General features: G+C 72.3%; 15 protein-coding genes and 1 pseudogene. 6 read left to right on the top strand and 10 right to left on the bottom strand.

Annotated elements, in window-relative coordinates:
- Nucleotide 1: 1 nt before the first annotated feature.
- Nucleotides 2-1,456 (bottom strand): AMP-binding protein, encoded by a 1,455-nt coding sequence (locus tag ABGB01_RS19810; RefSeq protein WP_347775017.1) that lies wholly within the window; start codon nucleotides 1,454-1,456, stop codon nucleotides 2-4.
- A gap of 147 nt (nucleotides 1,457-1,603) precedes the next feature.
- On the opposite strand from ABGB01_RS19810, the gene ABGB01_RS19805 reads away from it, so the two are divergent.
- The 3 genes from ABGB01_RS19805 to ABGB01_RS19795 are packed head-to-tail and all read left to right on the top strand — an operon-like array spanning nucleotide 1,604 to nucleotide 5,017.
- Nucleotides 1,604-1,837 carry an acyl carrier protein gene (locus tag ABGB01_RS19805; protein WP_347775016.1) on the top strand — a complete coding sequence of 78 codons (234 nt, stop codon included), beginning with the start codon at nucleotides 1,604-1,606 and terminating at the stop codon, nucleotides 1,835-1,837.
- A 10-nt stretch (nucleotides 1,838-1,847) separates the two neighbouring features.
- A complete protein-coding gene (locus ABGB01_RS19800; protein WP_347775015.1) occupies nucleotides 1,848-3,128 on the top strand; it encodes a condensation domain-containing protein in 1,281 nt (426 codons plus the stop codon).
- Nucleotides 3,125-5,017, top strand: coding sequence for a N,N-dimethylformamidase beta subunit family domain-containing protein (locus ABGB01_RS19795; protein WP_347775014.1), 1,893 nt, complete (start codon nucleotides 3,125-3,127; stop codon nucleotides 5,015-5,017). Before ABGB01_RS19800 ends, ABGB01_RS19795 begins: the two co-directional genes overlap by 4 nt.
- A gap of 72 nt (nucleotides 5,018-5,089) precedes the next feature.
- On the opposite strand, the gene ABGB01_RS19790 is transcribed toward ABGB01_RS19795, so the two are convergent.
- The 7 genes from ABGB01_RS19790 to ABGB01_RS19760 form a co-directional block, all read right to left on the bottom strand.
- Nucleotides 5,090-6,928 carry an NAD-dependent epimerase/dehydratase family protein gene (locus tag ABGB01_RS19790; RefSeq protein ID WP_347775013.1) on the bottom strand — a complete coding sequence of 613 codons (1,839 nt, stop codon included), beginning with the start codon at nucleotides 6,926-6,928 and terminating at the stop codon, nucleotides 5,090-5,092.
- The gene (locus tag ABGB01_RS19785; protein WP_347775012.1) at nucleotides 6,913-7,857 is read right to left on the bottom strand and encodes a methionyl-tRNA formyltransferase; all 945 of its coding nucleotides are present in this window, start codon (nucleotides 7,855-7,857) and stop codon (nucleotides 6,913-6,915) included. Before ABGB01_RS19785 ends, ABGB01_RS19790 begins: the two co-directional genes overlap by 16 nt.
- Nucleotides 7,854-8,543 (bottom strand): PIG-L family deacetylase, encoded by a 690-nt coding sequence (locus ABGB01_RS19780; protein WP_347775011.1) that lies wholly within the window; start codon nucleotides 8,541-8,543, stop codon nucleotides 7,854-7,856. The genes ABGB01_RS19785 and ABGB01_RS19780 overlap by 4 nt, the downstream gene beginning before the upstream one ends.
- The gene (locus tag ABGB01_RS19775) at nucleotides 8,530-9,534 is read right to left on the bottom strand and encodes an NAD(P)-dependent oxidoreductase (protein ID WP_347775010.1); all 1,005 of its coding nucleotides are present in this window, start codon (nucleotides 9,532-9,534) and stop codon (nucleotides 8,530-8,532) included. The genes ABGB01_RS19780 and ABGB01_RS19775 overlap by 14 nt, the downstream gene beginning before the upstream one ends.
- Before the next feature lie 146 nt (nucleotides 9,535-9,680).
- A complete protein-coding gene (locus tag ABGB01_RS19770; protein ID WP_347775009.1) occupies nucleotides 9,681-10,040 on the bottom strand; it encodes a hypothetical protein in 360 nt (119 codons plus the stop codon).
- A gap of 9 nt (nucleotides 10,041-10,049) precedes the next feature.
- Nucleotides 10,050-10,955, bottom strand: a complete 906-nt coding sequence (locus tag ABGB01_RS19765; RefSeq protein ID WP_347775008.1) for a hypothetical protein — start codon at nucleotides 10,953-10,955, stop codon at nucleotides 10,050-10,052.
- Entirely contained in the window at nucleotides 10,952-11,326 is a 375-nt protein-coding gene (locus ABGB01_RS19760) for a YbaB/EbfC family nucleoid-associated protein (protein WP_347775007.1), read from the bottom strand. The genes ABGB01_RS19765 and ABGB01_RS19760 overlap by 4 nt, the downstream gene beginning before the upstream one ends.
- A gap of 206 nt (nucleotides 11,327-11,532) precedes the next feature.
- Between ABGB01_RS19760 and ABGB01_RS19755 the strand changes: the two genes are divergently transcribed.
- A complete protein-coding gene (locus ABGB01_RS19755) occupies nucleotides 11,533-12,687 on the top strand; it encodes an amidohydrolase family protein (protein ID WP_347775005.1) in 1,155 nt (384 codons plus the stop codon).
- Between the two features lie 64 nt (nucleotides 12,688-12,751).
- Entirely contained in the window at nucleotides 12,752-15,520 is a 2,769-nt protein-coding gene (locus ABGB01_RS19750) for a glycoside hydrolase family 2 TIM barrel-domain containing protein (protein WP_347775003.1), read from the top strand.
- A gap of 147 nt (nucleotides 15,521-15,667) precedes the next feature.
- On the opposite strand, the pseudogene tuf reads toward ABGB01_RS19750, so the two are convergent.
- Both tuf and ABGB01_RS19740 read right to left on the bottom strand, forming a co-directional pair.
- A pseudogene (tuf, locus tag ABGB01_RS19745) lies at nucleotides 15,668-16,818 on the bottom strand (elongation factor Tu).
- Between the two features lie 255 nt (nucleotides 16,819-17,073).
- On the bottom strand, nucleotides 17,074-17,742 hold the full coding sequence (locus ABGB01_RS19740) for a phosphotransferase (protein ID WP_347775001.1): 669 nt from the start codon (nucleotides 17,740-17,742) through the stop codon (nucleotides 17,074-17,076).
- On the opposite strand from ABGB01_RS19740, the gene ABGB01_RS19735 reads away from it, so the two are divergent.
- Nucleotides 17,677-18,951, top strand: coding sequence for a LamG-like jellyroll fold domain-containing protein (locus ABGB01_RS19735; RefSeq protein ID WP_347774999.1), 1,275 nt, complete (start codon nucleotides 17,677-17,679; stop codon nucleotides 18,949-18,951). The two genes, ABGB01_RS19740 and ABGB01_RS19735, sit on opposite strands and share 66 nt — an antisense overlap.
- The last annotated feature ends 90 nt before the right edge of the window (nucleotides 18,952-19,041 follow it).

Here is a 19,041-nt window from a genome sequence, read left to right as displayed (position 1 = left end):
TTCACTCCTCTGCCAGACGGCGCAGTTCCCGCTTGATGACCTTGCCCGCGGCGTTCCTCGGCAGGACGTCGAGGCAGAGCAACTTCGACGGCAGCGCGTGCCCGGCCAGCCGGCCGCCGAGGAACGACCGCACGTCGCCGAGCGCCAGCGGCTCGCGGGCCACCACCGCCGCGGCCACCGCCATGCCCATCACCGGGTGCGGCACGCCGAACACCGACGCGTCCGCCACCGCGGGATGCTCGTGCAGCGCGGCCTCGACCTGCAGCGTCGAGACCTTGAACGCGCCCGACTTGATCACGTCGCCGTCGCGGTCGACAAGGTACAGGTAGCCCTCGTCGTCGAGGTAGCCCAGGTCGCCCATGCGCACCCAGCCGTTCTGGAAGGCGTCGTCCCGCTCGCCGTAGTAGGCCCGGGGGTGGGCCGCCGCGCGCAGCCACACCTCGCCGGTCGTCCCGGCGGGTACGGGTTCGCCCGCTGGGCCGGCGATCCGGAGCCGCGACCCGCCCGCGGCGCGGCCGAGGGAGCCGGGCCGGTCGCCGTCGTAGATCATGATGGTCTGGGCGGGGGCCGCCTCCGTGGAGGTGTAGTAGTTGGCCACGGTCGCGTTCGGGAACGCCCCGGTGAGTTCGGCGGCCACGGCCGGCGGGAGCGCGGCGGCGGCCGAGCCGAGCAGCAGCACGCTCGACAGGTCGTGGCGGTCCTGGACGCGGGCGTTGAGCAGTTCGATCGCCATCGCGGGCACCACGAAGCAGGTGCCGGCCGCATGCTCCTCGATCAGGGCGGCGAAGCGGGCCGGGGTGAACATCGGCAGCGTGACCACCGTGGGGGCCGCGGTGAGCGCGTGGAGCAACATCACCTGGCCGGCGTTCGTACCGATCGGGAAGGCGTGCACCAGATGCCGGGAATGGGCGAACGGGCGGCGCTTGGGGTGCACGGGCGGGGAGGTCAGGTTGGCGTGGGTGGCGGCCACGCCCTTGGGCCGGCCGGTGGTGCCGGAGGTGTAGAGGATCTGCGCGAGCGAGAGCGGGTCGATCGCGGGCGGAGGCGGCGCTTCCGAGGGGCGTAACAGCTCCTCGAAGGCGATGACGGCGGGCCCCGCCGGCGGCTCCCGCAGCGCGTCGCGGCCGTGCACCACCGCCGCCGCGCCGCAGTGCCCGATCATGTACGCCTGCTCGGGAGGGGCCGCCCGGTCCGGCAGCGGCACCGCCACGCCGCCCGCCTTCAGCACGGCCATCCAGCTCACGGCGTAGTCCAGCCAGTCCTGGCCGCCGAACACCAATGCCACCCGATCGCCCTGGAGCGGCCCCGGCAGCCCGCGGGCGGCGGCGGTGGAGCGCTCGTCCCATTCGCGCAGGGTCAGGGCTCCCTGACCGGCGACGACGAGCGCTTCGTGCTCGGGTTCGGTGGCTGCTCGGGACGACAGGAGATCGGGGACTGGAAGGGCCGACGGAACCACCCCCAGAATTTTTTTCGTCGTGCCGCTTGACGCTAGAAAAAATGCACAATGGCGTCAAGCCCTCACCTTCTGGCGCTTGCCGACATCTGGTGACGCATGACACACTCGCCGCGGATTCCCCGATCACGGAGGGTTCGCCAGGTGCAGATGGATGGAGAGCTCCGCGAGCGGCTCGCCGGCATGATCGTCAAGGCCACGGACGGCGCGGTCGACCCGGCCGAGGTGATGGCCGGGCGTGCCCGGCTGAGCGATCTCGGCGTCACCTCGCTCGCCTACCTGCGGCTGATCGACGCGGTGGAGGCCGAGTTCGGGGTGCAGCTCGAACCTGCCACCCTGGACGGCCTCGACGAGCTGGTGGACTACGTACGGCTGCACGGCTGACCCGCCCGGCATGGCTGAACCGGTCGGTGCGCCGCTCACCGCGCCCCTCACCGCACCCCTCACCGCACCCCTCACCTGGGGCCAGCAGGACATCTGGCGGGCCGTCCTCGCGGCCGAGCCACAGGACCACTACCTGACCATCGGCCGCGTGTTCGACGCCCCCAGGAAGCGGCCCGTCACCGTGGAGCGCGCCGCCCAGGCCCTCGACCGGCTGGTCGCCAGGCACGAGTCCCTGCGCACCCGGCTCACCGGACCGCGCGACGCGCCGCTGCAGCTGATCTTCCCCGAGGCGCGGCCCGCCTTCGAGGTGACCGGGGACGAGCCGGCCCAGCAGGTGTGCGACCGGCTGGCCGCCGTGCCGTTCCGGTACGAGCAGGAGTGGCCGCTGCGGGTGGCGTTCGTGACGGAGGGAGGACACCTACGCCAGGTCGTCCTGGTCCTCAGCCACCTCGCCGCCGACGGCCACGCGGCCGACCTCGTCGTCAAGGACTTCCGGCTGCTCCTGCTGCGCGACTCCCTGCCGCCCCCGCAGGGCCCGACCCCCAGGGAACTGGCCGCCTGGCAGGGCTCGGCCGAGGGCCTGCGCCTGTCGAGCGAGACCATCGCCGCCTGGCTCGCCGAGCACGCCCGCCTCGACCCGGTCCCGCCGCCGTCCCACCCGCCAGGCCGGCCCCGGTTCGTGGAGGTCACCCTCCGCTCGCCCGCCCTCGACGACGCCGCGCAGGACGTCGCCGCCCGCAACCGGGTCAGCTCCTCCACCGTGCTGCTGGCGGCCGCGATGCGGCAGGCCGGCGGGCTCACCGGGCAGCGGTTCCACGGGATGCGGGTGATCGTGAACAACCGGTTCGCGGCCGGCCGCCGCGACGTGGTGGGCACGATCTCGCAGGAGGCGCTCGTGGTGCTCGACCTCCGTACGGAGTCGTTCGACGCGCTGGTACGCCAGGCGTGGGGGAGCGCGCTGCGCGCCTACCGGCTGGCCCAGTACGACCCGTGCGCGATGGCGGAGGCGGTCGGCGCCGCCGGGCCGGGGATCAGGTCGTTCGGCTGCTTCAACGACCAGCGGCTCGTGCAGGAGGACGGGGCACCGCGCGAGTCCGTACCAGGGGTGACGGAGGTGACCAGGACGGACGCGATGGACCGCAACATCTGCGACTTCCGCGTGCACGTCGGCGGCGAGCCCGGCCGGATGGAGGTGTCGTGCTACGCCGACACCGCGCTGCTGCCGCCGCCGGACGCCGAGCGTTACCTGCTCGACCTGGAGAAGCTGGTTCTGGGGGAGGCCCGCTCATGAGCCTGTACGCCACGGCGACGTCGTGCGCGCAGGGCGAGGCACTGCGCTTCCGCCTGCTCGACGAGGGCGGCGGACCGATCAGGGTGGAGGACGTGCCGTCCGGGCGGACCGTCCTGGAGGGCGCCGCCGCGCCGGGGCCGGACTGGACGCTGAAGGTCGGGGCGGACTGGCACAGCTCGCTCTACCGAGCCGTCTACCACGAAACTTCCGCATATTTCGTCGTACGCAGTGTTGTGCCCGCTTCGCCCATTCTGGTGTCGATCCCGTTCCCCACCTGGGAGGCGTACAACCGGCCCGGCGTCCCCGGTGAGGGCCTCTACCAGTCGGAGCAGCCCGACCGCGCCGTCAAGGTCACCTTCGACCGGCCGGGAGCCGGGCCGCAGATCGAGGAGTGGGAGCTGGGCCTGCTCCGCTGGCTCGCGCCGGCCGGCTACACCGTCGACTACTGCTCGGCCCTCGACCTGCACGGCGCCCCCGCCCGCCCTGCCCCCGACCCTCGTGAGGGGCTCGGTTCGCATGATGGTCTCGACCTGCTGAGCCGCTACCGGCTGCTGGTCGTCAACGGGCACGACGAGTACTGGTCGTGGGAGATGCGGGACGCGGCCGAGGAGTTCGCCCGCCGCGGCGGCAACATCGCCATCTTCTCCGGCAACACCTGCTGGTGGCAGGTCCGTTTCGAGGACGACCTGCGCACGATGGTCTGCTACCGCGACGCCGTCGCCGACCCGATGGCCGCCACCGACCCGGGCCGCGTCACCGTCGAATGGCCCAGCGAGCCCGTCAACCGCCCGGAGAACCTCCTGACCGGCCTGTCCTTCAGGAACGGCGCCGGCTGCTGGGTCGACTCGCGTGTCATGGCCGAGGAGTCCTACACCGTCCGCTTCGCCGGGCACTGGGCGTTCGAGGGCGCCGGGCTGGCCGACGGCGACACGTTCGGGCGGGGGGCGATCGGCTACGAGACGGACGCCGCCGACCTCGACTGGGTGCAAGGCGTCCCCCGGGCCTCCGGCCGCGACGGCGCGCCTGCGTCACTCGTCGTGCTCGCCACCGCCGACCTCGCCCACTGGCGCCGCTACGGCAGGGCCGGGGCGGCCACCATGAGCGTGCACCGCCTCGGCGCGGGCACCGTCTTCAACGCGGGCACCATCAACTGGGGCAACACCCTGCACGACCCGGCCCTGGCCCGCATCACCCGCAACGTCCTCGACCGCCTCTCCCAACCCCCGCCGGCACCCGCGTGGGAGGTCATCGGCCCCGCGCCGCCCGGCGTCGCGCGGGCCCTCGTCTGCTGCGAGGGCCGGCTCTTCGCCGCCTGCGCGGACGGCACGCTCGCGTACCGGGATATCTCCGGTCAGAACCTCCCGTGGCGAACGATCGACGAGACGGACGCGATCGCCCTGGCCGCTCCGAGGGAGGCGCACGGCGGCCCGCCCGCCGGTCTCTACGGCGTCGCCCCCGACGGCACGATCCGTTACCGAGACCCCGTGCCCGGTCCCGCACCCTGGCAGGACGTCGGCCAGGCACCTGAGGGCACCACCGGACTGGCCGCCGCCGACGAGGGGTTGTTCGCCATCACCACCGCGAACGAACTCCGGCACCTCCCCATCCGGCGGCTCCCCGCACACGACTGGACCCTGATCGGCCCAGCGCCCGGCGCAACGCCCGGCGCAACGACCGGCCCGGGGACCGGCCCAGGGACCCTGGCCGCGATGAACGGCAGGCTGTTCGGCGTCGCGGGCGACCGTATCCTCACCAGATCGGTGAACCGCCACGAAACCCCCTGGGAGGATCTGGGCCCCGCGGCCGGACACACCGTCCTCGCCGCCGCGTCCGGCCGCCTCATCGGCACGGGCCCCGACGGCACCCTCCGCTGGCGGCCGATCGCCTGACCGGGACCGGGCACGCGCGGCCGGTGGAGGTCGGCGGGCGAAGGCGGGGCGCGGGTGCTCTCCGGGGCCGGGTCAGGCGCGGTCGCTCTCGTACGCCAGCCACTGCGCGAACGTGTGCAGCCCGTAGTCCAGCGTCACCCCGGCCCGCCAGCCCAGCTCCACGCCCGCCCGCTCCACGTTGACCAGCGGCCCGCCGGGACTCTCCGACGTCTCCATGTGAACCGGCCGCACCGCCTTGGACACCGCCTCGGCCAGATCCCGCATGCGCCACCGCCGCCGCCCCGCGACGTTGTACACCCGTCCCGCGACCCCCTTCTCCAGCGCCGCCAGGACCGCCTGAGCCACGTCCAGCACGTGCACGAGCTGCACGGGAGGGCCGTCGACGGGCGCCGGACGGTTGAGCGACGAGCGCAGCACCAGCTCCGCCACCGCCCCGCGCTGGGGCATGCCGGGCCCGTACGGCTCGCCGAGCCGCAGCACCACGGAGCCCGGAGCGGCCGACTCGACGGCGCTGAGGGCCCGGGCCAGGGGTGTGGCCGCCGGGTCGACAGGCGTCTCCTCGTCCACCCACTTCCGCGCCGGATAGACGTGGCACGAGCTCAGCAGCACCCCGCCCCGGCCGCCCGCGAAGGCGGCGCGGGCCAGCCGTACCTCCTCCTCGGGGTCCGCGTCCGCGTCCCAGCCGAGCGCGCAGACGTGCACCACGACGCCGGCGTCGCCCCCGTCGCCGCCGGACAGGCGGAAGCCCCGGTCGGCCAGCGCGTCCGCCACGTGCTGCCGGACGAACGTCGCCGCGCCGCTCACGGCCACCTCCGAACGCTCGGAAGCGACCGGTGGTGTGAGGACGGCCGGAGCGCCCGCCAGCCCCGCCTCGAGGCCGGCCCTGGCGACCTCGTGCAACCCAGGCCACAGCCGGGCGAGCTCGCGCGCCCCGAGCTCGTGGCAGAGCCCGCCGGGGCCCATGGTGGCCAGCGCCTCGTCCACGACCCGCGCGTCCCCGCGCGGCCCGCGGTGGACCACCCCCATCGTGTACGCCGTGAGCCACAGCGGGAAGTGCGGTCCCGCACCTGCCTGGTTCCGCAGCGAGCCCGCGTCGATCCCCAGGCCCGCCAGGTAGTCGTCGCAGCGCAGGTCCCGCCACCGGCCGGACTCCGGCACGCGTACCGCGCACTGGGCCACGCCGCGCTTGAAGAACGGGATCACCGGCAGCCGGTCGAGCACCCGCTCCTCGCCCGCGCCGGCCGGCGGGTCGTCGGCGAAGAAGCACGGGGAGCGGCGCACCCCCTGGAAGTCGTTCTCCACGAGGCTGGCCAGGTCCTCGTGCTCGGCCAGGTTCGGCACCGCCACGTACACCGGCACCCCGGCCTGGCGCAGGTAGCGGCCCATGAGCACGTCGTCGGGCCAGGTCTCGCCCCGGCCCCTGGCCCATTCCACGTACCCCGCGGCGACGTTCCTGGGCAGCAGCAGCGCCGCCACCGGTGTGTACTCGCCCGCCCCGCGCACCCAGCGTGCCCCGGCCAGCGCGCCCATCCGCACGGCGGCGCCGTTGCGCGAGTTCCAGAACGCGAACAGGGCCAGCGCGGCGCCCGGCATGGCGCGGGCGGCGCGTTCGGCGCGCTCGAAGAACCGGCCGGACAGGGCCATGTCGTCGTGCAGCAGCACGTGGTGGGTGGCGTGCTCGGGGATGCTCGACCAGGCCAGCAGCGAGGTACGGAACGCCGAGGGCCTGCCCGCGGGATCGGGGTCGGTCACCACGTCCAGGACGTCCCCGGCCAGCCGGGCGGCCGCCTCCCTGCGCCGGGGATGCGCCATCACCGCACCGGTCAGCCGCACGCGCCCTTCCGGATCCGTGCCGCCGGCGTGCCGCGCGCCGGGGGGCGGGCCGCCGGACGGCTTCAGGTGCCCAGGCATGCGCCGACCGCGAGCTCGTCCGACTCCAGCAGGTCGAGGGCGTCACGCCGCTCGCCGCCCTCCCACTGGACCTCGCGCACCACCAGCAGCCCTGACCCGCACGCCACCAGCATCCCGCCGGTGCCGGTCGACCAGACGGGCGCGAGCACCGTGCCCGCGGGCTCCGCCCCTACGACCGGCCCGCCGAGCTCGATGAGGTCGGCGCTGTGCACGTACAGCCGCCGTCCCGCCACGGACGTGAACGCGCCCGGGTAGGGGGCCGCCAGAGCGCGCACCCAGTCGTAGAGGTCGGAGGCGGGCCGCGACCAGTCGATCACCCCGTCCTCGGGCCGCCGTTTCTCCCACCACGACCCGCCGGGCTCCTGCGGCCGCGCCACCACCCGCCCGTCCAGCAGCAGCGGGATGTACGTCGCCAGCAGGTCGATGTTGATCTCGGTGACCTTGCGGTACACCGCGGTGACGTCGTCGCGCCGGCTGACGGTGAACTCCCGCTGCGCGATCAGGTCACCGGTGTCGGCGCCCTCGTCCAGGAAGAAGAGGCTGACCGCGCTCGTGGTGAGCCGCTTGATGATCGTCCACGGCAGCGCTGCCCGACCCCGCCCCTCGGGCAGCCGGGTGGGGTGCAGGCCGATCGACCCCCTCGGGCAGGCCGACAGCAGCGGCTCGCGGACGAGCTGCGACCATCCCGCGATGACGAACAGGTCCATGTCCTTGACCCGTTCGTAGGCCTGGCCGTCGTTGATGTCGTCCGTCTCCAGCAGCGGGATGCCGTGCTTGTCCGACGCCTCGCGCAGCGGCGCGTATCCGGAGCGGTGGCTGAGCCGCGGCGGGTAGCCGATCAGCAGCGACGGCGGTGTGCCCTGCGCGACCAGCACGTCCACGGCCGGGGCGGCGAACTCCATGCCGGTGGCGAACGCGAACGTCTTCACAGGACCTCCCTCAGCACCCCGAACGCCTCGGCGTGGGCGACGCCGATCTCCGCCCCCCGCAGCGTGGCCAGCGCCGTCACCGACTCCTCGCTCCTGATGTGCGGCGAGGGCCGGTGCTGGCTCTTGTAGCCGCGCAACGCGCCGAGCTTGCGCCGCAGGTGGGCGCCGATGTCGCAGTACGCCGTCGAGCGCGGGATCGGCTCCGAGGCCCACTGGATCTTCGACATCTCGTACATGAGGACGTTGGGCACCAGCCACTTGCCGAACTGCGGCGCGATCGGCCGGGCCGCGGCGAAGGCGGCGTGGAACACCGCGCAGTGGTCCTGGTCGTAGTCGGCGAAGCTGGGCAGCAGCAGCAGGTCGGGCCGGCGTTCGTTGAGCGCCTGCTCGAACAGGTCGACCAGCTCCCTGCGCGGCAGCGTGTCGAGCCGCTCGGTCAGCCCGCGGTCCCCGTACGCGATCTCGTACGTGAAGCCGAGCAGCTCGCGCACGGTCTCGATCTCGTCGAGGCGCTGGCCGTAGGTGGTGGCCCCGTCGAGCCCGTAGTGGCGCATGCCGTCCACGGCCAGGTACAGGACGTGCACCTCGGCTCCGGCGTCGGCCTGCGCCGCCATCAGGCCGCCGCAGCCCAGAACCTCGTCGTCGGCGTGGGGGGAGATCACCAAGACGCGGTCAAAGCGGCGCATTCACTGCCCTTCGGTCCTCTCTGGCACGGTAATAGTCGGCGGTGGTCAGGATCAGCTCGTCGAGCGGGATCCGGGGCCGCCAGCCCAGGTCGGTGGCCGCCCTGAGCGCGGGGATCTTGTGGAACGACTCGGCCTCCGCGTAGTGGGGGCCGTGCACGCTCCTGCCGTCCACCCTGACGATGGGGGAGGGGCTGGCGAGCAGGCTCTTGACGCGTTCCGCCAGGTCCATGATGGTGACGGCGTTGGCGGGGTTGCCGACGTTGATGATGACCTCGTCGCCCTGCAGCGCCAGGTCCATGTAGCCGGTGAGGAAGCCCGTCAGGTCGCCGGCCGCGATGAACGCCCTGATCTGGTCCCCGCCCGCGAAGACGGTGATGGGCCGGCCGGCCAGCGCCTGCTGCACGAACGTCGGCATCACGAACCCGCCGGCCCGCGACTGCCGCGCCCCGGCCACGTTGAACGGCCGGATGACGATCCCGCGCAACCCGTGCCTGCGGCTGTTGCAGACCATCGCCTCGGCCAGGGTCTTCGCGACCGCGTACTCGATGCGCGTGTTGTACTGCGTCGGGACGACGATGTCGTCCTTCTCGTCCAGGACGCCGCTGCGGCCGTACACCTCGGCGGAGCTGAACACGCACAGCGGCGCCCCGGCGTTCATGCACGCTTCGATGACCGGCGCGGTGCTCCCGATGATGTCGTGGCCGAGCCGTCCCGCCCGGGACAGGATGCTGGCCGGTCCCACGTAGGAGGCGGCGTGGATGACCCGGTCCACGCCCGCGAAGTCGCCGCCCGCGGCCAGGTAGTCCTCGACGCGCTCCCGGATGACGGCGCATCGGGGGTCGCCGTCGTAGTCCTCGCCGTCGATGACCGCGCCGGCGTTCGAGTCGATGATCCGTACGCGGTGGCCGGCCGCGAGGTAGGCGTCCACGAGATGAGAGCCGATGAAACCGAGACCGCCGGTGATGACGACTTCGCCACCTGGTGCTCGCACGGACCCGCCTTTCCCGCTCGAGGAAAACGGTCACACGGGGCCATGTGGCCCCTTTGTCATCTAGGCGGGATTAAAACAGTTTTCGCCCTTCTTGTCACCCATGGCCACAACTTTTCACCGGGGCAGGGATCGGCACGTCCACGCGGCTATATCGTGCCCCAGACGGGCGTGCCGGGGTCGGGTGGAGGAAGGGCCCGGAGGAGGGCAGCCACGCTCTCCCAGTCGGCCACCGTGACGCTGCCGGACATCGCCCGCAGCCGCATGGCGATCTCGTGGTGCGCGGAGTGGAACACGTCGATACCCTCCATGACCTGCCCCGTGACCGCTTCGTACCCCATGCCGCCGCCCTGGCCCTTGAAGAAGGTCACGCCCTCCTTGCCGTCGCCCCAGAAGTCGCCGATGGCGTTGAGTTCCTCCCCCATCAGCTGGACGAACGCGGCGAACTCGCCGGCCTCGAGTTCGAACTCCTCCGCCGACGATTCGATCCCCGGTCGGTCGATCTCCATGTGGTCCTTTCAGCGCGCGGGTTTGTGAGCCATGGCGAAATACACCAGCGTCCTGCCGATGGTCTCCTTCCAGGTGGGGGTGAGCTCGGAGCCCGTCTCTCCGCTCAGAACGTCGTACGTGGGGCCGTAGCCGATCGATCCCCCGGCCAGCCGGCTCAGGAAGTACTGCACGTCGGGGTTGGCGCTCACCCTCTTCATCAGGGGCGCCGCGGCGTCGAAGACGCCGTAGAAGGCGACCGACGCGGCGAACTCCTTCAGCGCCCGCGTCGCGTTCTCCTGGAACGATCCGACGTCCTCGCCCCGCAGCGCCTTGACCCCCGCCATCACCGACACGTCGCCGACCGCGAAGATGGCGCTGCCGAGGGAGTACTCCGTCAGCTTGCTCAGCACGATCCTGGCGATGCTGTGCTCCAGCAGCTTCGCCAGCATGCCCGCCTGCGCCCGGCGCATGAGGAACTGGGTGACCTGGTACGCCGCTCCCGCCTGCCAGGGAAAGGTGGCGATGTAGACGAAGCTGGCGAAGTTGGCCATGGCGAGCGTCTCGTACGTGCGCCGCGCCGCGTCGATCACGTCGGCGAACTCCTCGCAGGCCGAGGCGTTCTGCCGGCAGCGGCGGGCGAGCCTGGCGGCGTATCCCGCGCTCTCGTCCGCGGGATACAGATCGGCGGTCACGGCGCGCTTGTAGGCGTCCACCCCGTCACCGCCGTTGCGCCGCCAGACGGCCTCGGCCGCGGGGAAGGTACGGTGCGGGCTCCGCTCGATGCGGTCGGCGAGCCGCCTCCAGACGGCGGCGGCCTGGCGGGCCTTGGCGGGGTCCCCCTTCGGATAGTCGACGGCGAGCATCTGGGAGACGAAGCCGGCCAGACCGAGGGTCCCGAAACCGAGGATCCCCGCGCGGCCGAAGTTGAACTTCAACGTCTGCGACCCCCGCGGGGGTCGTCCTGCATGCCGTCGTCCAGCGGTGTCCCGGCGAGGAACGGAGTCACCAGGTCGGCCGCCGCCTGCTCGGCGTCGCGTGCCGCTTCGCCCGCCGCCTCCAGGATGGCCTTCGCCAGCGCGTCCGAGCCGAGGCGCATGGCACGCGGGTCGATGGTGAGCCCGGTGAGCCCGCCGGTCTGTGAGGTCTCGGCGACCACCCGTCCCTGCGCCGCCTCGCCGCGGCCCCTGACCGCGGTGACCTGCTCGTTCAGCCGCTCCAGCGCCGCCACGTCCTCGTGGTAGCCCTTGAGCAGCCTCCCGAGCTCCTGATCTCCTGCTGCGTCGAGAGGATCCGCCGGTGGTGTCATCCCCGTCTCCTGGCTCACAACCCTGCCTTGGCACGTCGCTGCTGTCATTGAAGATCTTCTACCTTATCCACAAACAAAGCCGGACATATATGGACGTCCCGGACCTTTTGCGTTTGGCCATCCGCGGGACGGCGGCGCGTGAACCCCGGCGGGCACGGTGCTGCGCCTATCCTGGTCGCCTACGCTGACCTTGGGAGACATCGCCGATGTCCATGGAGCTCGACCTCGTGCCCAGCGGCCTCGCGCGGGTCATCGACGAGCTGCCGCTGGTCGACCACCACGTGCACGGCGCCACCACCCATGACCTGCCGCGCAGGGCGTTCGAGGAGATGATCGGCGAGTCCGACCGGCCGGTGCCCGAGTGGATGACCCGCTTCGACTCCCAGCTCGGCCACGCGATCCTGCGCCACTGCGCGCCCGTGCTCGGCCTCGGCCCGCACTGCGCGCCGGAGGAATACCTGGCCAGGCGGGCCAGGCTCGGCACCGGCGAGGTCAACCGGCTGCTGCTGACGGCCTGCGGCGCCGGGCACTTCCTCGTCGAGACCGGCTACCGCGGCGACGAGCTCCTCGGTCCTGCCGGCATGGCCGAGGCCAGCGGCTCGCCCGCCGACGAGGTGGTGCGGCTGGAGACCGTGGCCGAGCAGGTCGCCGCCGCCGGATGCGAGGCGGGCGCGTTCGCCGGCCGGTTCGCGGAGGCCCTGTGGGAGCGCACGCGCACGGCGCGCGGGCTCAAGACCATCGTCGCCTACCGGCACGGGCTCGACTTCGACCCTGAGCCGCCCGCGGCGGCGGAGGTCGCCGAGGCCGCCGGGCGCTGGCTCGCCGGGGGAGGCGGGCGGCTGGACGATCCCGTGTTGCTGCGGCACCTGATCTGGGCCGGGCTCGACCGGGGGCTGCCCCTGCAGTTCCACATCGGCTACGGCGACCCCGACATCGACCTGCGCCGCTCCGACCCGCTGCTGCTGCGCGGCCTCATCGAGCGGGCCGAGCCCACCGGGGTGCCGCTGATGTTGCTGCACTGCTACCCCTACCACCGGCACGCGGGGCTGCTGGCGGAGGCGTACCCGAACGTCTTCTTCGACGTGGGGCTCGGCGTCACCCACACGGGGGCGCGGAGCACGGCGCTGGTGGCCGAGAGCCTTGAGGTGGCGCCGTTCTCGAAGGTGCTCTTCTCCTCCGACGCCTGGGGCCCGGCCGAGCTGCACCTTCTCGGAGCCGTGTTGTGGCGGCGGGCGATGGCACGCGTGGTGGGCGGGTTCGTGGCCGAGGGGGAGTGGTCGGCCGCCCAGGCGGTACGGGTCGCCACGATGATCGGCGTGGAGAACGCCCGCCGCGTCTACGACCTGGGCCCCGGCACGTGAACGGAGCACCGGACAGACAACGCGACAATGACGAAACCGCCGCGAAGCCTTAGGCTCGGCGGCGATGGACCTCGAAAGCTTCCGCCCCGGTTCAGGCCTGCTCGAACCACGCGCGGCCCTCCGCTCCGACGCCCCCGCCGTCGACCTCAACGGCACGTGGCGCTTCCGCCTCTCGCCCGTGGCCGACGTCCCCGACGACTTCGCCCGGCCCGACTACGACGACGCCGGCTGGCACGACCTGCCCGTCCCCAGCCACTGGCCGCTGCACGGCCACGGCGCCCCCGCCTACACCAACGTCTCCTACCCGTTCCCCGTCGACCCGCCCAGGGTGCCCGGGGAGAACCCCACGGGCGACTACCGCCGCGCGTTCGACCTGCCCGAGGGGTGGACGGGCGGGCGGCTGCGGTTCGAGGGCGCCGAATCCTTCGCCAGGGTCTGGCTCAACGGCCACGAGCTGGGCTTCTGGACGGGAAGCAGGGTGCCTGCCGAGTTCGACGCCGGCCCGTGGCTGAAGCCGGGACGCAACGTGCTCGCCGTGCGCGTGCACCAGTGGTCGGCCGCGAGCTACCTGGAAGACCAGGACATGTGGTGGCTGCCGGGCATCTTCCGCGACGTCACCCTCACCCGCTCCACCGCCGACGTCTTCGTGCACGCCTCCTACGCTGACGGGCGTGGCACGCTCCGCTTCGACGGCGAGGGCACCCTGAGCGTCCCCGATCTCGGCGTGGCAGGGCTGGAGCCGGGCGCCGAGATCACGGTCGAGGCGGAGCCGTGGACGGCCGAGACACCCCGCCTGTACGACGCCGTGCTGACCTGCCCCGGCGAGTCCGTGCACCTGCGCGTCGGCTTCCGGACGATCTCCATCGCGGACGGTGTGCTCCTCGCCAACGGGCGCCCGCTGCTGCTCAAGGGCGTCAACCGGCACGAGTTCCACCCCCGGCACGGCCGCGCGGTCACCTACGACACGATGCGCGAGGACGTGCTGCTGATGAAGCGGCACAACGTCAACGCCGTCAGGACCAGCCACTACCCGCCGCACCCCGCCTTCCTCGACCTGTGCGACGAGCTGGGCCTGTGGGTGATCGACGAGTGCGACCTCGAGACCCACGGATTCGGCCAGGTCGGCTGGCACGGCAACCCCACCGACGACCCCCGCTACGCCGACGCGCTGCTCGACCGCATGCGCCGCATGGTCGAACGGGACAAGAACCACCCCAGCGTCATCATGTGGTCGCTCGGCAACGAGGCGGGCGTCGGCAGGAACCTCGCCGTCATGGCCGGCTGGACCCGCGAGCGCGACCCGTCCCGCCCGCTGCACTACGAGGGCGACCGTTCCTGCGCGCACACCGACGTCTACTCGCGCATGTACGCCTCCCACGCCGAGGTCGAGGCCATCGGCCGCTACGAGGAGGAGGCGCTCGACGACCCCGGCCAGGACGCGCGGCGGCGGGCCATGCCGTTCCTGCAGTGCGAGTACGCCCACGCCATGGGCAACGGGCCCGGCGGGCTGGCCGAGTACCAGGAGTTGTTCGAGCGTTACCCGCGGCTGGCCGGCGGGTTCGTCTGGGAGTGGATCGACCACGGGCTCGAGCACCCCGACCACGAGTACGCCTACGGCGGCGACTACGGCGAGCCCGTGCACGACTCGAACTTCGTGATCGACGGGCTCGTGTTCCCCGACCGCACGCCGTCCCCCGGGCTGCTCGACCTGAAGAAGGTGTTCGAGCCGGTCCGGTTCGAGTTCGGCGACGGGGTCGTGCGGATCGTCAACGGACACGGCTTCCGCGACCTGTCCCACCTGGAGTTCGTCGCCTCTGTGGAGGTGGAGGGCGAGGCCGTCGCCGAGCACCGGCTCGACGTGCCCGCCGGCGGCGGCGAGTGCAAGGTGCCCGACGCGAGCGGCCCCGACGGCGAACGGTGGCTCACCGTGCGCGCCGTGCTCGCCCGCGACGAGCCGTGGGCGCGGGCCGGCCACGAGGTCGCGTGGGGTCAGGCGCTGCTCGTCCGGCACCCCGCCCGCTTCGAGCGGCCGGCCGCCGCGCTCGTGCACGGCGCCTCGGAGATCACCGCCGGCGACTGCGCGTTCGACGCCGCCTCGGGCCGGCTCGTCCGGCTCTTCGGGATCGACGTCGAAGGCCCGCGGCTCGACCTGTGGCGGCCGCCCACCGACAACGACAGGTACGGCGGGCTCGAAGGCGCCTGGCGCGGGCTCGGCCTGCACCGGCTCACCCACCGGGTCGACGCGGTCGAACAGGGCGACGAGCTGACCGTCCGCACCCGGGTCGCGCCCGCGGCCACCGACCACGGGATCTGGGCGACGTACCGGTGGACGTTCGACGGCGGGCTCCGGCTGCTCCTCGACATCGAGCCCACCGGCGACTGGCGCGACCCGATCCCGCGGCTCGGCGTCACCATGTCGCTGCCCCGCACCTTCGACCGGGTCACGTGGTTCGGGATGGGGCCCGGCGAGGCGTACCCGGACACCGGGCTGGCCGCCCGCATGGGCCGCTGGTCGGCCACGATCGACGAGCTCCAGACGCCGTACGTCCAGCCGCAGGAGAACGGCCACCGGGCCGAGGTGCGGTGGGCCGACTTCGGCGGGTTCAGGGTCACGGGGGATCCCGTGTTCGGGATGGCGGCGCGGCCGTGGAGCAACGACGCGCTGACCCGCGCCCGCCACCGGCCCGACCTGGTGGCGGACGACCGCGTCCACCTCCACCTGGACCTCGCGCACCAGGGCGTCGGCACCGCCACCTGCGGCCCCGGGGTGCTGCCCGCGTACGAGCTGCGGGCACGCCGGTCGACGCTCCGGATCCGCTTCGACCGGACCTGACCCCGGCAGGCCGGGCCCCGCGCGCCGCGGGACCCGGCCCTCGCACCCCGACCTGACGACGGCAGGCAGGGCCGCCGTCGCCGCGCACCCGCGAGACCGTCCGGACCGGCCGAGCCTGACCAGGCTGACCGGTCCGGGACGGGATCGTCAGCCGGGCACGGTGAGGATCGTGCCCGCGCCGACCGTCAGCCCGCCCTCGCGGATCGCGAAGCCGAGCCCGGGCTCCAGCGCCACCGCCTTGCCCAGCTCCACCGCCACCTCGACCGTGTCGCCGGGCTGCGCAGGCTCGGGCAGCGCCAGCTCGTGCGCACGTAGAACTGCGGCCGGTACCCGGACACGATCGGCCTGCGCCGCCCGCCCTCCTCGGCGGTCAGGAGGTAGACGCGGGCGGTGAACGACGAGCGGGCCCGCTGGCTGCCCGGCTCGGCCAGCACCATCCCCCGCCGCACCTGCTCGCGGCGCACGCCGCGCAGCAGCACGGCGGCGTTGTCGCCGGCCTCGCCCCGCTCCATCGTCTTGCCGAACGTCTCCACGCCCGTCACGACGGCGCCGAACCCCTCGCCGAACCCGACGGCCTCCACCGTGTCGCCGACGCGCACCGCGCCACGCTCGATGGCGCCGGTGACGACCGTGCCGCGGCCGGTGACCGTCAGCACGTTCTCCACCGGCATGAGGAACGGCGCGTCGACGTACCGCACGGGCACGGGGATGTGCTCGTCCACCGCCGTGAGCAGCGCGTCGACCGAAGCCGTCCAGACCGGGTCGCCCTCCAGCGCCCGCAGCCCGGACACCCGCACCATCGGGACGCCGTGGTAGCCCTGCCCGCTCAGCAGATCCTGCAGCTCCAGCTCCACCAGGTCGAGCAGCTCCGGGTCGGCGCCGTCGGCCTTGTTGACGGCCACCACCAGGTGCTCGACGCCGACCCGCCTGGCGAGCAGCACGTGCTCCCTGGTCTGCGGCATGATCCCGTCGTGCGCGGACACGACGAGGATCGCGCCGTCGAGCTGCGCCGCCCCCGTGATCATGTTCTTCACGTAGTCGGCGTGCCCCGGCATGTCCACGTGCGCGTAGTGCCTGGTGGCGGTCTCGTACTCGACGTGCGAGATGTTGATCGTGATCCCCCTGGAGGCCTCCTCCGGGGTCCTGTCGATCCGCTCGAACGGCGTGAACGTCGCCTGCCCCCGCGCGGCGAGCACCTTGGTGATCGCGGCGGTCAGCGTGGTCTTGCCGTGGTCGACGTGGCCCATCGTGCCGATGTTGAGGTGCGGCTTGTTGCGCACGTAGGCCTGCTTGGCCATGATTCCCTCTCTTGAGACTCCCGAGCTTCGTGACCCGTCAGGGCCGGTCGACCTCCCCCCGCCGGGTCACTTCAGGACGAACGGGAAGAGGTCAGCGCTCCAGGCCGTCGCAGGCACGCTCGAACGCGCCCGCCGGCAGGGCGGGCGTCGTCAGGTGAGCGCGCGGGAACATGCGGAACATAGTGCGTGGATCAGCACGGGAACGCAACACATTATTCCCGTGCGCATCGCCGTGCGCCCTTCGCGAGGCTCTCGTCAGCGGGGCCTGAGCCGGTGGGCCAGGTCGAGCCAGTGGGTGACATCGGAGGCGGAGTGATGCCGGATGGCCCAGTCGACCAGGCGCAGGCTCATGTGCGCCCAGCAGGCCAGCGCCACCGTGCCAGAACCCGTGCCAGAACCCGTGCCAGAACCCGTCTCTGGGACGTCCGCCAGCAGGTGGGGCGCGCGGCCGGCCAGGTCGAAACGGAGCGTGACCAGGTCGAAATCGGCGTCGCCGCGGACAGCGCCGTCCCAGTCGATCACGCCGGTGACCGCCCCCGCCGCGTCCACCAGCACGTTCTCGGGATGGAAGTCGATGTGCACCAGATCGTCCCCCTCAAGGGTGCCGGGGAACGCCTGGCCGATCTCCTCCACCTCGTCGAGCAGCCGCCGCGTCCGGTCGTCGTTGCCGCGCAGCGGCTCATGCAGGCAGTAACCGGGCCCGTCCTCCCGCAGGTACAGCTGGTGCCCCGGCAGATCGGAGCGCCCCGCGAGCACACCACGGCACCGCCGGTTGATCTCGATCATGGAACGGACGGTCTCCGCCGTGGGCGTGTGCGCCGGCGCGCCGGGCAGCAGCTCCTGGACGACGACCGGCGGATGGACCAGCTCGTACGTGGGCGCCGGAACGCCCGCCGCCCGCGCCACCTTCAGCACTTCGCTCACGTCGGGCCCACGAGTGAGCACCCGACCGGTGGCAGTCCGGCCAGCGAACGTACGCCGCACCGACCTGACCATCTCGTTGACGAAGGCGGTGAGCTGCGCCTCGGTGGCAACAGCTTCTGGGGCGAGTTCTTCAGTGGCCTGATCGATGAGGTGCGCGTCTACAACCGCGTCCAGACCGCGGCAGAGGTCCAGGCCGACATGAGGGCTCCTGTCGGTACCGCTGCAACGATCGCGGCAGCGCAGCAACGGCGTATGCACGCGGCCGCGGATCCTGTCCCCTCGATTGAGAAGCTGACGGTGGACGGCAGCCGTACCGTGGACGGCGTCACTGTCGCCTCCACCCTCACTCCCCGCCTGACCACGTGGCTGTCTGCCGGGCGCGACGGCGAGGCAAAAGTGGAAGTGGAAATCGCCCGCACACCCAGCAAGTCCATCAAGGCGGGCAGGACAACATCGGACACGCGGCTGATCTGGTCCGGCCACGCCACCGCCAAGCCCGGCGACTCCCAGGTAACGCTGCAGGTTGCCAAGGGCAAGCTGCGGGCCGACGAAGACGTGAGATGGCGAGCCCGCATCACCGACTCCAGAACCACGAGGGCTTGGACGCGCTGGCAGCACCTCACCGTCAAGCAGCAGGGGTTGGCCCAACCGCTGGCCGACATGAATACGCCTGTTGGCGATTCGTTGCCCAGCCAGGCCACACAGACAAAGCAGGCTCAGACTCGCGCCAGCGCACCCACTGCCGAATCGTCCACCGGTACACAGGCGGTCCAGGCAGCCGGTATGCCTTTTCCCTACGACCGCATCGCGAAGCAGATCGACTGCCAGCTGAGCAGACACGCAAATTACCCTAGGTGGCGCTGGATCAAGAACTCGTTCAATGTCTGCTACACCGGCCGGATCGGCGAAACTCTGACCGAGAACGATGTACAGACCGGAATCAAATGGTCGGCGCGCATCAGCATCGTCGTCCACACATACGTGGGCCACGAAGCATCCGACCCGAACCCGACGGCAGCGCGTGGTGAGACGGGGATCCATAGCCGCCAGATAAAGGCGTGGATCAAGGTGGACCAGTTCTATCCGGGAGGTTTCCCCGAGGCGGCAGGCCGCCCTATGTCTGTACGCCTCAGCAACTCCGCCACTTGCATCGCAGACAAGCAGCGAATCACTGAGCCCTTCCGCGTAAGCCCCCGCGACAGAGTGTGATCCTCGGGCCGCCCCGACGCCGGCGCCCCCGATGATCGAGAAGCGTAAAGCCCCTGGTAGAAGTTGGTCTTGCGACAGATCGACTTCGGA

The sequence above is a fragment of the Nonomuraea sp. B5E05 genome (assembly GCF_039880665.1).
Taxonomy (GTDB): Bacteria; Actinomycetota; Actinomycetes; order Streptosporangiales; family Streptosporangiaceae; genus Nonomuraea.
Note: the sequence above shows the minus strand (reverse complement) of the source record. Positions and strands in the feature narration are given on the sequence as shown.